This is a genomic window from Yersinia intermedia, assembly GCF_900635455.1.
Classification (GTDB): Bacteria; Pseudomonadota; Gammaproteobacteria; order Enterobacterales; family Enterobacteriaceae; genus Yersinia; species Yersinia intermedia.
On the sequence record NZ_LR134116.1, the window covers coordinates 23,045 to 38,094 of the forward strand.

Below are 15,050 nucleotides of genomic sequence, written 5' to 3' on the forward strand. Positions count from 1 at the left end.
TATGAGTACTCTATATACAATTAACTTAATCAATAACAGCCCGACAGCGCAGGATTTCTTTTTCTTCCAAAAACCGGCGATCTATACCGGTGGCGCTAAAGTTTACTCCAACAGTATTTATCAGGAAGTTCTATCACCTTTTGCAAGTTCGGGTTCTGTTCTTACCTTTGAATGCTTAATGCAATTTTATGCTGGTGCTCAATCTCAACTGCCAAACTTGTTGGTGGGTCAAGATTCGGGATATATCACGTCAAGCCAGCCTGTCGATTTGACCTCTGCTAGCGCTGGGGTGCAAACGGCAAATACCACGGTAATGTCGGTTGATCCTTCTCTCGGATTGTCCCCTGCGACGTATACCGAAGGAGTAGAAGCCGGTGCCTATCGTATTATTACTCCTGCATTTAACCCAGTCACCGATGTGTTTAACGCTGGGCTGGCGGTGCAAAGTACCAGTGGTAGCGTCGTACTGTCGAGTTTCATCAATGCTGAACCAAGCAAAAATATCGATTGCCAACCAGTACTGAGTTTTTATGTCCAAACGGGTACCTATCAGGCCGGTACGGTCATTAACTTCTCTACGTCTTCGGTTGGATCCGCAGTATGTGATACCACCCAAGGCGTGACGGCATTCAATGTTATCTATAACCCTCAGGGCACCTGGACGGTTAGCGCTGCTTGATAAGTCGTGTACGGCCTGCTTGATCAACAGCGCCGTACCTGTATACCCCCATATATTTTTTTCTAAGGAGGCTATATGCCTAATCTAACTACCAGTATTCCGCTAAATCTATTATTGGGCCGACGTCCAAATCCTATTGCTCAACTGACGCAACCACCGTTCAGTAATGAGTGTGGTGCTTATGCATTAACTGCCGCATTGGCTGCATTTGCACTGTGGCCGGAAAATACCATTATCGCTTATGGCGAAAATAATAATGTCATTGTGCAGGACGATGATTTTGTTAGCGCTAAGGATAAAATCTATGGTTTAACGGGGATACTCAACCCCGATGGTGGGGATAACGTTGCTGGTGGCGGATATAATTCACCCGCTGCAATGGCGGCGGTGGCGATGGATTTCGCACACACAGTGTCGGTGAATATTACTGCTGCTGGTTTATATGCCTTGGGTGCGTTGTATCCAGACGAACAGGCTGCATGTGTGGCGGTTGTCGGAGCAGCAAATGTGCATACGGATGGTGTTTATGTCGATCCGGTTGATGGGCAAGTACAATTGATTTGTGTGTTTTCTGGCCCACAAGCACTTCACATATTAGCTCGTGGTTCTGACGGACGTTATTACGATCCCGCAACTGGAGTTCGTAATAACGATTGGGGTAATCCAACGGCGGAACAGTTTGAAGCATTCAGTGGTTATGAATTTGCTGGCTTATGGTTAGTTATTAGTTAATGAATGAATAATCTGAAATAGTAAACCGATAAACGGCGCTATCTGGTTGTTTATCGGTTTTCTTTAATATCTTATTTTTATCACAATGTTATAAACCTCCTTTCTTAATTCTTGCTAGAATTTAAATTCTCCCTCTTGGGTTACCTATAGATTATTCGCAACTAAAGTAATAACTTTTAAACCTATTTGTTTTAAAAGAAGAGTAATTAATGCACTGGACTATTAAGCGAAATGATTATTTAATGACTTAATCGCTGGTCGTTTTGTTTTTTAATTAATCCAATGATTTATCTTTTAATTAAAATAAGTAGCTAATTATAAAATGATTTATTTATATCCGAGGTGATAAAGCATAATAACTATGCTTTAGATTTATAGGAGTGATTTAAAATGAATAAAGATTGGCATAAGCAAGATATTTTAGCAGCAATAAGGAAAGAAAAAGGTTCTCTTGCCGCATTATCAAGAGAAAGCGGACTTTCTCCAAGTACATTAGCCAATGCGCTGACACGCCCGTGGCCGAAGGGTGAAGTGATTATTGCCGACGCTATCGGTGTTTCCCCTCGAGAGATATGGCCAAGCAGATTTATTGATTATCGGGGGCGTGTAATTATTCGAAGAGTAAGGAAAACGCAAATTTAAGAGGATGGTTAAAATGGATAAAACACTACTAAACTCGCTTAAAATGTTAATGCCATTTTGGGAAAATAGTTCAGAAGCTTGGGGGGTTAAGGATAACAAATCAGTGTTTATTTATGCAAATGATAGGTTTGGTAAATTATTAGGCTTACCTGATAAATTTAATGTAGAAGGGCGATTAGATGGCGAACTTCCTGCACCAACAGCAGAGTTTCAGACTGAATTTCAGGAACATGACCGTCAGGCAATATTATCGAAAGAACGTGCGACAACGATTGAAATCCATGCATTTGAGCGACGTTCCTATTTTCAACCTTACTTTTGTGATAAGTATCCATTAATAGATAAAAACGGCATTTCACAGGGGCTTATTTTTCATGCAAGGCCAGTAGAAGATATAATATTAACGCATTTAAATAAAATAAAAGTCCCCACCTCACTTATCTTTACCCCGCCATCAGAGTCATTTACCAAAAGAGAGTGGGAGGTGTTATTTTATATTTTACATGCTTTTTCAAGCCCTGACATTGCTAAAAAGCTTAATTTATCAACCAGATCAGTCTGCAATATAATTCAAAATATCTATAGAAAGGCCGGTGTGACCAGTAAAAAACAGGTTATAGAATATTGTTATGAGAAGAAAATTAATAACTATGTACCACAAAGTTTCTTTGAATACTCAGGTTCTTTTCCGCTTGCGGGGAAAGGTAACGTAAATTTAATGGGAAAGTAATGATGGATAAGACATTACTAAACTCGCTTGAGGTACTAATCCGGTTCTGGGAACACAGTTCTGAACCGTGGGGGGTTAAAGATAATCAATCAAGATTTATTTATGCAAATAACAGATTCAATAAATTATTAGCTTTACCGGATAATTACTGTGTAGAGGGGCGGTCTGATGGCGAACTTCCCACTCCAATATCAGATTTTGAGGTTGAGTTTCAAGAGCATGACCGTAAGGTAGAGCTATTGCAGGATCGTATAACCGCGGTTGAAATACATGAGTGGGATGGCCTTTCCTATTTTAAGCCTAATTTCTGTGACAAATATCCGTTAATAGATAGCGATGGGATATCGCAAGGTGTTATTTTCCATGTAAGACCTGTGCATGATATGTTGTTAACAAATTTAGGTAAAATAAAAGTCCCCACCTCACTTATCTTTACCCCGCCATCAGAATTATTTACTAAAAGAGAATGGGAGGTGTTGTTTTATATTTTACATGCTTTCTCAAGTAAAGAGATTGCTAAAAAAATCCATTTATCCCCCAGATCAGTCTGCAATATAACTCAAAATATCTATCGAAAGGCCGGTGTGACCAGTAAAAAACAGGTTATAGAATATTGTTATGAAAATAAGATAAATAATTATGTTCCGCAGAGCTTCTTTGAATGCTCAGGTTCCTTCCCACTGGCTGGGTAAGGAAAACTAAATATAATGGGAGGATTGAAATGGAAAAAAACTAAAGCAATCGCTTGAGGTATTAATCCGGTTCTGGGAACACAGTTCTGAACCTTGGGGGGTTAAAGATAATCAATCTATATATATATATGGAAATCCGCGATTACATAAATTGTTAGCCTTACCCGCTAATTTTAGTATGGATGGAAGATTAGATGGTGAGATTCCGTCACCAATATCAGATTTTCAGGCTGAATTTCAGCAGCATGATCGTCAGGTAGAATTATCACAGGACCGCGTAGCATCAGTTGATATTCAGCTATATGATGGCAGTTCATATTTCACACCTTATTTTAGTGACAAATACCCACTAATAGATGAACATGGCATATCCCAAGGTGTTATTTGTCATGGGCGGCCCGTACAAGATATAATGTTGACGCGTTTAAATAAAATAAAAGTCCCTACCTCACTTATCTTTACCCCACCATCAGAATTATTTACTAAAAGAGAATGGGAGGTGCTATTTTATATTTTACATGCCTTTTCAAGCGCTGAGATTGCTAAAAAAATCCATTTATCCCCCAGATCAGTCTGCAATATAACTCAAAATATCTATAGAAAAGTCGGTGTGACCAGTAAAAAACAGGTTGTTGAGTATTGTTATGAAAATAAGATAAATAATTATGTTCCGCAGAGCTTCTTTGAATACTCGGGTTCCTTCCCACTGATATAGGACAATCTTTTGCGCCGATCACATACAACACTTAATGTAATCGGCGGTTATCGTTTAATGGCAACCGGATAGGGCAACGTAAGCCGCCCCTATTGCCCCGCTATGCCATGCAACTCACCCTGCTGCATTGTTTGGTTCACTTGTTGTCCATTGCTGTCAGTGGCTTGTAGAGAGCCACTAACCGTAGGTTTCAATAGTGTATCTGCGGCCAGACTGCCTTTTATTTGCAATTTTAGATTGCCCAGGCCATGCAACGGTAATGCTGGCCAGCCCCAGTTTTGCAAAATATCCAGATTGACCGAGCGGCCGGTCAGCGCCAGTGATAAGGCTCGAGCAGGCGTTTGGCCAATACTGGCAGTGGCTTCCAATAAGCCTTCTTTGGTGAACGCGCTTAAATCACTAAATGTAATTTGTTGTTCATTGGCATTTAAGGCCAGTGACGGGCGGCGAACATCATTTTTATTAAATGTCGCATTACCTGCATTCAACATTAATGAGCCAGACCATACACCCCACTGATGGTTTTTTGCCAACAGTAAGTTAGTGCCAGCGGCGTCCAGCGATGTAATCTGGAAGGGGAAGTCAGGGTTGATGTCAATCAACAAGTTACGATTAGCACTAAGCTTGCCGACATACACCTCAGACAACCAGTTTGGCAATGTTTGTTGCCATTGTTGCTTCCAATCGGCAGGCAAAGTATAAACCAGCGCGACCAGTGTCAGTTCATCCAGTTGTAGGCGATGAGTATTGCGCGCCCAATTTCCCTGAGTTCTTAATAGACCATCCTGCCAGCGGGTTGAGAACTGATTAATTGTGACGCCAGCCGGAGATAAAGCGAATGTTGCTATTGGGTCAATCAGATGAATATTACCCTTGATAATATCACCGGCATTGAAGGACAGTTCGCCATCCTCAGTTTGCCAATCGCCTTGTTTAAACGTGATATTTTTTAGCGTCAAATCTAAGTCATTAAATGCCCAGTTTTTCCCTTCTACCCGCGCATCAATTAAATCAAAGCGTTTTAGCGTAATAGGCGGGAGTTGTAAGAACGTATCCCAGACATCATTTACGGATGCTAGCGTTTGCAGGCGGATATTGCTGAGCCGCAGGCGATCGACCAGCCAACTGCCATCAGCCGCTTGGCTGGCGTTACCTGTCAATTCACCTTGCGCTATATCTGCGCCAAAGTTGGTTAGGGTCAGGGCATTTTTCTGTATCGAGCCTTGCAGATACAGTTGTTGAGCAGTAATACCATTAATGGTTAAAGAGCCGGCACTAAACTGAAATTGAGCATTTTCGCCAAGGCTATTACCGGGTTGTGGCAGCCAAGGCACCAAACCTCCAGTCACTTGCTGACCCGCAATCTTCCATTGGGCTGCTGAATTTTTCGGCTCAAGAGTGGTATCGAGGGCCATATTAGTTAACTGCAAAGTATCCGCCTGTAATGGCAGCGGTGATTGGCTGTTACTGAGGATTAAGCGGCCATTTTGCAGATTAAGGCTGAGAAAATGACGCGGTTCGGTCAATTGCCGCCAACTCAGGCCAAATAGCGCTTGTTGAGCAGCAAGAAACGGGGGCTGATTGGCACGCCCCAGCGTAACATCGCTGAAACTGACTTGCCCCGGTTGGGACCATGAGTGGTCTATTTTTCCCAAAGAGAGGCGATATTCACTGTTATCACTAACCCAACGGCTTAACCAACCGGCAGCCCAACTGGTCTGGAGCAATACGTAGCACAGCACTATGGACAGCACCAGTAGCAGTAATACCGTTAGTAGTACTTTCCTGAGAAATTTCATCTGGTCTTTCCACGCCTGTCGGTGATACGGAACCCTGTTTATGCCGCAATTTGTCCATTAGCTCAATAGACAATCAGTTATCCGTTGATAAAAAATGGCCGGGATCGTTTACGACCGGCCATTTCATTGACGTGTTAACGCAAAGATTATTTTTCTTGTGGGAAGAGCAAGTTAAGTACAATGGCAGTAATACCACCGGCAGCAATCCCGGAAGAAAGCAGCGTTTTGATCCAATCTGGCGCAAATTGCAGAATCAGGGGCTGTTGTGCAACACCCATACCAACTGCCAATGACAGAGCCATAATCATAATAGCGCGGCGATTGAGTGTTTCACGAGAGACGATGCGCACGCCGGAAGCGGCAATGGTACCGAACATCACCAGCGTAGCGCCCCCCAGAACGGGCTCAGGAATATGTTGCACGAAACCCGCAACCGCTGGGAACAGACCCAGCACAATCAGCATCAGTGCGACAACGAAACCGACATAACGACTGGCAACACCGGTTAACTGGATCACACCATTGTTCTGGCCGAAGCAGGAGTTAGGGAAGGTGTTGAATACGGCTGACAGCATGGAGTTCAAACCATTCGCCAGCACACCACCTTTTAGGCGCTTCATGTACAAGGGGCCATGAACCGGTTGCTCAGAGACATCCGAGGTCGCGGTGATATCACCGATGGTTTCCAGTGAGGTGACCATGAAGATTAACATCAGTGGCACCAGCAGATTCCAGTCAAAAGAGAGACCATAATAGAGCGGTGTTGGAATGGTGATCAGTGCGGTATCTACCACCGGGCGGCTCTCTGGCAACATACCCAGCGACCAGGCCAGCAAGTAGCCCACGGCCATTGCAATGACCAACGAGGCCACACGCAAATACGGGTTACGCTGGCGGTTGAGGAGAATAATCACGACTAATACGGCACCTGCTAATAACAGGTTTTTCGGTGCACCAAAGGTATGGTCACTCATTGCACCATAACCGCCACCAATAGATGTCAGCCCAACCTGAATCAATGACAGGCCGATGATCATCACCACGATACCGGATACCAATGGGGTAATAATGCGGCGCGCCAGATGCAGGAAGCGGGAAAGTATAATTTCGGTGCAGGACGCCACCATCAGCGTACCGAACAGTGCCGCCATCATAGTTGGGATATCTGCGCCGCCGTTTTTCAGTGCCAGACCCCCCATAATTAATGGTGAAACAAAGTTAAAACTGGTGCCCTGAATCGATAATAGGCCCGAGCCAATCGGCCCCCAGGTTTTAATTTGCAGCAACGACGCCAAGCCGGATGCAAACAGCGACATGCTAATAATGCGTTGGGTATCTTCCGCGGGTAGCCCCAGAGCCTGACAAATCAATAGGCCAGGGGTTATCACTGCGACAAACATCGCCAATAAATGCTGGCAAGCGGCGAACAATGTTTGGGCGAGTGGAGGGCGGTCTTCTAAACGGTAAATCAATTCGCTGGGGCGAGTGGTTGCTTGCTGTGGAGTATCAAGCTCGGCGGATTGCGTAGACATGGAGTGGCATTCCCGGATCGGCAAAGAGGGCATTTTAATGATCCGCCTCACAAAAGCAATCGGTTGCGCTGCGTTTTTTAAAAATAATTCTATCTGGTACTCACTCGCATTTTTCTATTACTAAACTTGTAATTGGCGGCGTTTTTTTTTCTAATCCCTTCCTTAACTGTTTTGGCGTTTTTAAGGAACTGTCTAACGTCATATTTTTAATCGATATTTTAATCGCATGGAGTACCAAGATGTTTCATCTCGATACCTATGGCACGCTAGTCGCGGCCTGTTTGGTTTTATTATTAGGCCGAAAACTCGTACAAACTGTCCCATTCCTGAAAAAATATACTATTCCTGAACCGGTAGCTGGGGGTTTGTTGGTTGCCTTCTTGATGTTACTAATGCAAAAGACTCTCGGTTGGGAAATCAGTTTTGATATGTCGCTCAAAGATCCCTTGATGCTGGCATTCTTTGCAACTATTGGTTTGAATGCCAATCTGGCTAGCTTACGTTCCGGTGGCAAGGCCTTGAGCGTATTTGTGTTTGTGGTTGTCGGCTTGCTGTTAATGCAGAACGCGATTGGTATTGCGCTTGCTAAATTGATGGGGCTAGACCCGTTGATGGGGCTATTAGCTGGCTCAATTACCTTATCGGGTGGGCATGGTACTGGCGCTGCTTGGAGTAAACTCTTTTCTGAGCGCTATGGCTTTGAAAATGCGACAGAAGTTGCTATGGCTTGTGCAACATTTGGTTTGGTACTGGGTGGTTTGATTGGTGGCCCGGTAGCTCGCTACCTGGTGAAACACTCTGCTACACCCGATGGTACGCCGGAGGACAGCGAAGTCCCTTCCGCATTTGAAAAGCCTTCGGCGGGGCGCATGATAACCTCGCTGGTGTTAGTTGAAACTATCGCCATGATCGCTATCTGCCTGATGGCCGGCAATGTGATTGCGGGTTGGTTGCTAGGTTCGATGTTTGAGCTGCCAATCTTTGTTTGCGTATTATTTGTCGGAGTTATCCTTAGCAACACATTGTCGGCAATCGGCTTCTATAAAGTCTTTGATCGCGCGGTATCAGTGTTGGGTAACGTTAGTCTGTCACTGTTTTTGGCGATGGCGCTGATGAGCCTAAAACTCTGGGAGCTGGCTTCACTGGCATTACCGATGTTGGTGATTTTGTCCGTTCAGGCACTGGCGATGGCGTTGTACGCTATCTTTGTTACTTATCGTGTCATGGGCAAAAACTATGATGCCGCGGTATTGGCGGCGGGGCATTGTGGTTTCGGCCTTGGCGCGACACCGACTGCGATTGCTAATATGCAAGCCATTACTGACCGGTTTGGTCCGTCTCATTTGGCGTTCTTAGTGGTACCAATGGTTGGCGCATTCTTTATTGATATCGCTAATGCGATCGTGATTAAGCTGTATCTTTTACTACCAATATTCCCAGCGGTGGTAGGGTAACTGCACTTAGGGGTGGGTTTACCTGCCCCTTATTTATTAAGCGTTAGTGTAACGTGTTCGCTCTGGTAACCAGCGTTCGATCAAGGCGCGTGCATGCTCTGGGTATTGCTGATGCAGATGGCGAGCTACTCGTTGAACTTCGGGAATCATTGCTTGATCACGCAGTAAATCGGCCACTTTAAACTCCGCGCTTCCGGTTTGCCGCGTTCCCAACAACTCGCCAGGACCACGGATTTCCAAATCCCGCTGTGCAATCACAAAGCCATCGTTGCTATCACGCAACACTTGTAAACGCATTTGGGCGGTTTTACTCAACGGTGTTTTATAGAGTAATACGCAATGAGAGGCGACAGCACCACGGCCAACACGCCCTCGTAACTGATGTAATTGCGCTAACCCCAAGCGTTCTGGGTTATCGATTATCATCAGGCTGGCGTTAGGCACATCCACCCCAACCTCGATCACCGTGGTGGCGACCAAGAGTTGCAACTCACCCTGTTTAAAGGCCAGCATAACGGCCTGTTTCTCCGGCCCTTTCATGCGCCCATGAACTAAGCCGACTTTAATTTCCGGCAACGCAATTTTCAGTTCTTCACACGTTACCTCGGCGGCCTGCGCTTCCAGTACTTCAGATTCCTCAATCAGTGTGCAGACCCAATAAGCTTGCCGCCCCTCTTCCAGACAGGCATTTTTAACTCGTTGGATAACATCACTGCGGCGGGTATCAGGGATTGCTACTGTGGTCACTGGCGTTCTGCCTGGCGGAAGCTCGTCAATTACCGAGGTATCAAGATCAGCATAGGCAGTCATGGCTAGCGTTCTTGGAATTGGGGTTGCGGTCATAATTAACTGATGCGGATGGAAGCCTTGTTCCTCGCCCTTTTCCCATAAAGCGAGCCGTTGATGAACACCAAAACGATGTTGTTCATCAATAATAACCAGCGCCAGTCCAGAGAACTGCACCTGTTCTTGAAACATCGCGTGGGTGCCAACAACCATCGCAACCTGACCGCTGGCAACCGCTTCTTGCTGCGCTATACGCGCTTTACCTTTTTGCTTGCCAGCCAGCCAGCCCACTTGCAGCCCTAAGGGTTCGAGCCATTGGCGAAAAGTGGTGGCATGCTGTTCTGCCAGTAACTCGGTGGGTGCCATTAAGGCAACCTGCTTGCCGTGAGCAATGGCACGCAGTGCGGCCAGTGCTGCAACCAATGTTTTCCCGGAGCCAACATCCCCTTGAATCAATCGCATCATTGGGAAGTTATGGGCCATATCTTGCTCGATCTCCGCCACTACTCGTTGTTGCGCGTGAGTGGGGGTGAAAGGTAGGGCGGCCAGAAAACGTTGTTTGAGTTGCTGCTCTGCCAAGAGCGGTAATGCCCGATAACTCTGCGCACCCGCTCGGACAGCCAGCATACTGAGGTTATGAGCGAGCAGTTCTTCCATGATTAATCGCCGCTGTGCAGGGTGCTTGCCCTGCTCTAAATCTGCCAATTGAATATCTGCTGGTGGGCGATGCAGAGTATGAATAGCTTCTGGCAAGCTAATGAGTGAGCGGCTTAACTCAATCGGCAATAATTCGGCAATAACACAGGTATCCAGCATCGCCAGTGCTTGATCGATAAGTTTGCGCAATGTCGCCTGACGAATCCCTTCGGTGGTGGGATAAACCGGTGTCAGTGATGCTTGCAATTCAACGCCAATATTCTCGCCATGCACCCGATATTCAGGATGAATGATCTCCGGCCCAGTATTACCCCGTTTGGCTTCGCCGTAGGCGATAACATGCTTCCCCGGAGACAGACTGTTTTTCATTGCAGCGTTGAAGTTAAAGAAACGCAGAGTGAGAACACCGCTACCGTCGCTGATTTGGCAGGTCATCATGCGGCGGCGGCCAAAGGTAATATCTGAACGCAGAACCTCACCCTCAACGGTAACGGAGAGGCCAGGCATTAAATCGCCGATGCGATATAGCCTTGTACGATCTTCATAACGCAATGGGAGGTGAAGCAGTAGGTCTTGGATGGTTTCCAGCCCCATTTTAGCCAGTTTCCCAGCCTGACTTGCGCCAACACCGGAAAGTGTACTGAGGGGTACGGCATCCAGCAGGCGGCCTTTCATTTAAGACTCCGTGGATTGCATAGCAGACCACCATTGCGCATCGGCAATGACCTGACCCTGCTCATCAATATGCGGTTGAGGCAGTCCTTTGCGTTTGGCGACTTGTGCCAATACGGGGTAGCCCCCCTCAAACAGCAACCTTTGTTGCTCATCTTCGGGCAATACACTTTTTGCTCGCTGATACATACCCGCATTTTGCCGCTGTCGTTGGGCTTCATATAAAATCAACGCAGAGGCGACAGAAACATTGAGTGATTGCACCATACCGATCATCGGAATAATGATGTCTTGGTCCGCGAGTGCTAACGCTTCCTCAGTGATACCGGTCTTCTCCTGCCCCATCAAAATACAGGTTGGGCGCGTATAGTCTATTTCGCGAAAATCAACAGCATTATCAGATAAATGAGTCGCCAGAATTTGCATATTCTGTGATTTTAGATGAGCAATGGCATCACTAATATGAGTGTGTGTTTTGACTTGCACCCAACTGTTGCTTCCGGCTGCGGAGGACAACCTTGTATACATCTGAGTCGTTGGCCAAATTGCATGTACTTGATGAATACCGACGGCATCAGCAGTACGAATGATAGCGGATACATTATGAGGTTTATGTACTTGCTCCAGGCAAACCGTTAAATCGGGCTGCCTGGTCGCAAGCATTTCACAAATCCGCGCATAGCGTTGAGGATTCATAGGCGTTAATTACGGTTACGGCTGACTTTAACCACATCTGGCATGATACGAATCTTGCGCATAATGTTAGCCAGATGGACTCGGTCACGGGTAGTCAGGCGAATAAATGCACTGTATACCCGGCCATCTTTCTCTTCAGTATTCAGGCTCTGAATATTAGATTCGGCTGCATTGATTGCTGCGGTGAGATTTGCCAAAGCGCCTTGCTGATTGAACATATCGACTTTAATTTCAGCAATGAACTCTTGTTCAGTCTCTTGATCCCACTCAACCGCCATAAATTTCTCAGGCTCTTTCTGGTAGCCCCGGATATTCCGGCAAGATTCATGATGGATAACCAAACCTTTACCTGGGCTGATATGAGCGATAATCGGGTCACCAGGAATAGGACGGCAGCACTTGGCAAAGGTAATAAGGACACCATCGGCACCTTTGATTGCCAGATTACGGGTTCCAGAAGTCGCCAGTGTTGATAGGTCACCCAGTAGGTTTTTCGCCACCACCACGCTCATCGCGTTACCCAAGCCAATCTCTGCTAACAAATCATCTAGCGTCGCCAGTTTCATACGGTCCAGTTCATGTTTGATATTCTCTTCAGAAATATCAGACAGTTTTCGACCATTCCCTAACGCATGATTCAGTAACCGGCGGCCAAGGCTCACCGATTCATCACGCTTCAGATTTTTCAGCAACTGGCGAATTTTGGCTCGCGCTTTCGAGCTGACAACAAAGTTCAGCCAGGCAGCATTTGGCCGAGCGCCCGGAGCAGTAATTATCTCAACGGTCTGGCCACTGCTCAGTGACTGAGAAAGTGGGTAGGGTTGGCGGTCAACACGCGCACCTACACAAGCATGACCAATATCGGTATGCACAGCATAGGCAAAATCGACAGGTGTTGCACCGGCAGGTAATTCAACAATACGCCCTTCCGGGGTGAAAACGTAAATCTCATCAGGGAACAAATCAGATTTCACGCTTTCAATAAATTCAAATGAGCTACCCGCACTTTGCTGTAATTCCAGCAAGCTTTGCATCCAGCGCTGAGCGCGAATTTGTGCGGTGGTGCCAGTTTCACCCTGCTCTTTATAAGCCCAGTGTGCAGCAACCCCCATTTCGGCCATTTGATCCATATCTTCAGTACGGATCTGTACCTCAACCGGAACCCCATGAGGGCCGATTAATGAGGTATGTAACGATTGATAGCCGTTAGCCTTAGGGATAGCGATATAGTCTTTCACTCTACCGGGCCGTGGTTTGTACAGGCTATGAGCCTGACCCAACACGCGGTAGCAAGTATCGACTTCTTTGACGATAACCCGAAAAGCATAGATATCCATGATGGAGTGAAAGCGCTGCTCTTTCAGATTCATTTTGCAATAAATAGAATAGAGATGCTTTTCACGACCACTGACCCGGCAAGGAATACCTGCCTCAGTCAGACGCCCTTCAATCTCCGCCAAGATTTTCTGAATCATCTCTTTGCGGTTACCACGCGCGGCTTTCACCACTTCTTTAATTACGCGATAGCGATTAGGGTAGAGCGCTTCAAAACCCAGCTCTTCCAGCTCGGTTTTTAAATGATGGATACCCAGCCTATGTGCAAGTGGGCTATATATTTCAAGGGTTTCACGTGCAATGCGGCGACGTTTATCTGGCCGTAAGGAACCCAGCGTCCGCATATTGTGTGTACGGTCAGCCAGTTTGATCAAGATAACGCGGATATCCTGCACCATCGCCATGATCATTTTGCGGAAATTTTCCGCCTGGGCTTCTTTCTTGTCACGGAAATTCAGTTTATCGAGTTTAGAAACTCCCTCGACCAGCTCAGCTACGCTTTTCCCGAACAACTGCTCCATATCTTGATATGTGGCAGGAGTATCTTCAATGACGTCATGTAACAACGCCGCCATTAAGGTTTCGTAATCGAGCCGCATCTCCGCGAGAATACAGGCCACGGCAACAGGATGAGTGATATAAGGCTCACCACTGGAGCGTGTCTGACCCTCGTGAGCATCACGTGCAACAAGATATGCCTGTTTGAGGCGCTTAATCTGCTCCTCTGGCAGGTAACGTTGAATCAGCAGATTCAGGCTTTCAAACAGGTACAAGGCAGACTCGCTGTCTAATTAACGACGACCTTCAGCAATTGCGGTTACCGCTTGGATCTCTGCGGCTTCCTGCTCTTGCTGTTCTTGGCGTTCACGAACATCGAGGATCTGATTAGTAATCAGGCCTTCTTCGATCTCGCGCAGCGCAATCACAGTAACTTTATCGTTTTCTTCTGGAACCAGTGCGTCTTTACCGCCGGACTGGATTTGACGTGCCCGACGAGCAGCGACCAACACCAGGTCAAAACGGTTACCAATTTTCTCTACAGCGTCTTGAACAGTTACGCGTGCCATAATTCTGCTACTCCACAGGTGACGAAATGACGGGGCATGATACTGAAACTCGGTTCAGTCTGCCAATAATTTGGTGATTAAAGCGTCATGCCGCTGTTTCTGGCGGCCTAAACGCAGTCTTTCTGCGCGAATAATGGTTTTCAGATCAGATAAAGCCAGATTGAAATCATCATTTACGATTAAATAATCATATTCTGCGTAATGGGTCATCTCGGCGACAGCTTGCGCCATTCGCTTTGCGATAACCTCTTCGCTATCTTGCCCACGGCCCCGCAAGCGGCGATCCAGTTCTTCTTTGGATGGAGGCAAAATAAAAATACTGCGCGCGGTTGGCATTTTGGCACGAATTTGCTGCGCACCTTGCCAGTCGATATCTAAAAATACATCGACGCCGGTTGCTAGAACCTGCTCAATAGCCAGACGTGAGGTGCCATAGTAATTTTCAAAGACTTTGGCATGCTCAAGAAAAGCATCGTCATCAATCATCTGGCAAAACTCTTCTTTAGAAATGAAGAAGTAATGTTCACCGTGATTCTCACCCGGACGTATTGCACGCGTGGTATGCGAAATAGAAACCTGCGTGTCGTACAGCGGTTGTGTTTTTAACAAAGCCTGAATCAGGCTTGATTTCCCTGCCCCACTGGGCGCGGAAACAATGTATAGCGTGCCTTGGACCATGATGACGTTTCAGTTGATTAGGTTGATATACCCTTCTTTCTTGACGTTACAGCGGTGTTAGCGGCCCTCTCTCACCAGAATCACTGACTTTAGTCAGCACATCAGGATTTGCTCGCTTGCTACCTATCCGCAACGCCAATTACTTTGGGTGTATATAGAAAGCAGAAGTGTGAATCTCCGCACA

At 46.3% G+C, this 15,050-nt stretch carries 14 protein-coding genes; 7 read left to right on the forward strand and 7 right to left on the reverse strand.

Translation table 11 applies throughout. The features are described 5' to 3' along the window. Window position 1: 1 nt before the first annotated feature. The 6 genes from EL015_RS00100 (at window position 2) to EL015_RS00125 (ending at window position 4,190) form a co-directional block, all read left to right on the forward strand. The gene (locus EL015_RS00100) at window positions 2–679 is read left to right on the forward strand and encodes a hypothetical protein (protein ID WP_005191157.1); all 678 of its coding nucleotides are present in this window, start codon (window positions 2–4) and stop codon (window positions 677–679) included. Window positions 680–754: 75 nt separating this feature from the next. Then, window positions 755–1,411: a T3SS effector IpaJ family cysteine protease gene (locus EL015_RS00105; RefSeq protein ID WP_005191155.1), complete on the forward strand. Its 657-nt coding sequence runs from the start codon at window positions 755–757 to the stop codon at window positions 1,409–1,411. A gap of 390 nt (window positions 1,412–1,801) precedes the next feature. After that, entirely contained in the window at window positions 1,802–2,053 is a 252-nt protein-coding gene (locus tag EL015_RS00110; RefSeq protein WP_005191151.1) for a helix-turn-helix domain-containing protein, read from the forward strand. A gap of 13 nt (window positions 2,054–2,066) precedes the next feature. After that, window positions 2,067–2,783, forward strand: a complete 717-nt coding sequence (locus EL015_RS00115; protein WP_050413777.1) for a helix-turn-helix transcriptional regulator — start codon at window positions 2,067–2,069, stop codon at window positions 2,781–2,783. A 2-nt stretch (window positions 2,784–2,785) separates the two neighbouring features. After that, complete coding sequence (locus EL015_RS00120) at window positions 2,786–3,475, forward strand: helix-turn-helix transcriptional regulator (RefSeq protein ID WP_032907615.1); 690 nt, start codon at window positions 2,786–2,788, stop codon at window positions 3,473–3,475. Window positions 3,476–3,539: 64 nt separating this feature from the next. Further along, window positions 3,540–4,190, forward strand: coding sequence for a helix-turn-helix transcriptional regulator (locus EL015_RS00125; RefSeq protein WP_050413776.1), 651 nt, complete (start codon window positions 3,540–3,542; stop codon window positions 4,188–4,190). Window positions 4,191–4,279: 89 nt separating this feature from the next. Here the strand turns inward: EL015_RS00125 and EL015_RS00130 are convergent, their stop codons facing one another. Next, entirely contained in the window at window positions 4,280–5,989 is a 1,710-nt protein-coding gene (locus EL015_RS00130; RefSeq protein ID WP_005191144.1) for an AsmA family protein, read from the reverse strand. 146 nt (window positions 5,990–6,135) lie between these two features. Continuing rightward, entirely contained in the window at window positions 6,136–7,521 is a 1,386-nt protein-coding gene (locus EL015_RS00135) for a uracil-xanthine permease family protein (RefSeq protein WP_005191141.1), read from the reverse strand. A 239-nt stretch (window positions 7,522–7,760) separates the two neighbouring features. On the opposite strand from EL015_RS00135, the gene gltS reads away from it, so the two are divergent. Further along, a complete protein-coding gene (gene gltS / locus EL015_RS00140) occupies window positions 7,761–8,975 on the forward strand; it encodes a sodium/glutamate symporter (RefSeq protein WP_005191130.1) in 1,215 nt (404 codons plus the stop codon). 36 nt (window positions 8,976–9,011) lie between these two features. On the opposite strand, the gene recG is transcribed toward gltS, so the two are convergent. The 5 genes from recG to gmk are packed head-to-tail and all read right to left on the reverse strand — an operon-like array spanning window position 9,012 to window position 14,866. Next, window positions 9,012–11,093 (reverse strand): ATP-dependent DNA helicase RecG, encoded by a 2,082-nt coding sequence (gene recG, locus EL015_RS00145; RefSeq protein WP_005191129.1) that lies wholly within the window; start codon window positions 11,091–11,093, stop codon window positions 9,012–9,014. After that, window positions 11,094–11,786 (reverse strand): tRNA (guanosine(18)-2'-O)-methyltransferase TrmH, encoded by a 693-nt coding sequence (trmH, locus tag EL015_RS00150; RefSeq protein ID WP_005191127.1) that lies wholly within the window; start codon window positions 11,784–11,786, stop codon window positions 11,094–11,096. A gap of 5 nt (window positions 11,787–11,791) precedes the next feature. Continuing rightward, on the reverse strand, window positions 11,792–13,894 hold the full coding sequence (gene spoT / locus EL015_RS00155) for a bifunctional GTP diphosphokinase/guanosine-3',5'-bis pyrophosphate 3'-pyrophosphohydrolase (RefSeq protein ID WP_005191125.1): 2,103 nt from the start codon (window positions 13,892–13,894) through the stop codon (window positions 11,792–11,794). 18 nt (window positions 13,895–13,912) lie between these two features. Then, window positions 13,913–14,188: a DNA-directed RNA polymerase subunit omega gene (rpoZ, locus tag EL015_RS00160; RefSeq protein WP_004392061.1), complete on the reverse strand. Its 276-nt coding sequence runs from the start codon at window positions 14,186–14,188 to the stop codon at window positions 13,913–13,915. Window positions 14,189–14,242: 54 nt separating this feature from the next. Further along, entirely contained in the window at window positions 14,243–14,866 is a 624-nt protein-coding gene (gmk, locus tag EL015_RS00165; RefSeq protein ID WP_005191120.1) for a guanylate kinase, read from the reverse strand. Window positions 14,867–15,050: the final 184 nt, after the last annotated feature.

Excerpts from the sequence above, each read along its gene's own strand:
- EL015_RS00100 (WP_005191157.1), top strand. The coding sequence starts at position 2 with ATGAGTACTCTATATACAATTAACTTAATCAATAACAGCCCGACAGCG.
- EL015_RS00105 (WP_005191155.1), top strand. The coding sequence starts at position 755 with ATGCCTAATCTAACTACCAGTATTCCGCTAAATCTATTATTGGGCCGA.
- EL015_RS00110 (WP_005191151.1), top strand. The coding sequence starts at position 1,802 with ATGAATAAAGATTGGCATAAGCAAGATATTTTAGCAGCAATAAGGAAA.
- EL015_RS00115 (WP_050413777.1), top strand. The coding sequence starts at position 2,067 with ATGGATAAAACACTACTAAACTCGCTTAAAATGTTAATGCCATTTTGG.
- EL015_RS00120 (WP_032907615.1), top strand. The coding sequence starts at position 2,786 with ATGGATAAGACATTACTAAACTCGCTTGAGGTACTAATCCGGTTCTGG.
- EL015_RS00130 (WP_005191144.1), bottom strand. The coding sequence starts at position 5,989 with ATGAAATTTCTCAGGAAAGTACTACTAACGGTATTACTGCTACTGGTG.
- EL015_RS00135 (WP_005191141.1), bottom strand. The coding sequence starts at position 7,521 with ATGTCTACGCAATCCGCCGAGCTTGATACTCCACAGCAAGCAACCACT.
- gltS (WP_005191130.1), top strand. The coding sequence starts at position 7,761 with ATGTTTCATCTCGATACCTATGGCACGCTAGTCGCGGCCTGTTTGGTT.
- recG (WP_005191129.1), bottom strand. The coding sequence starts at position 11,093 with ATGAAAGGCCGCCTGCTGGATGCCGTACCCCTCAGTACACTTTCCGGT.
- trmH (WP_005191127.1), bottom strand. The coding sequence starts at position 11,786 with ATGAATCCTCAACGCTATGCGCGGATTTGTGAAATGCTTGCGACCAGG.
- rpoZ (WP_004392061.1), bottom strand. The coding sequence starts at position 14,188 with ATGGCACGCGTAACTGTTCAAGACGCTGTAGAGAAAATTGGTAACCGT.
- gmk (WP_005191120.1), bottom strand. The coding sequence starts at position 14,866 with ATGGTCCAAGGCACGCTATACATTGTTTCCGCGCCCAGTGGGGCAGGG.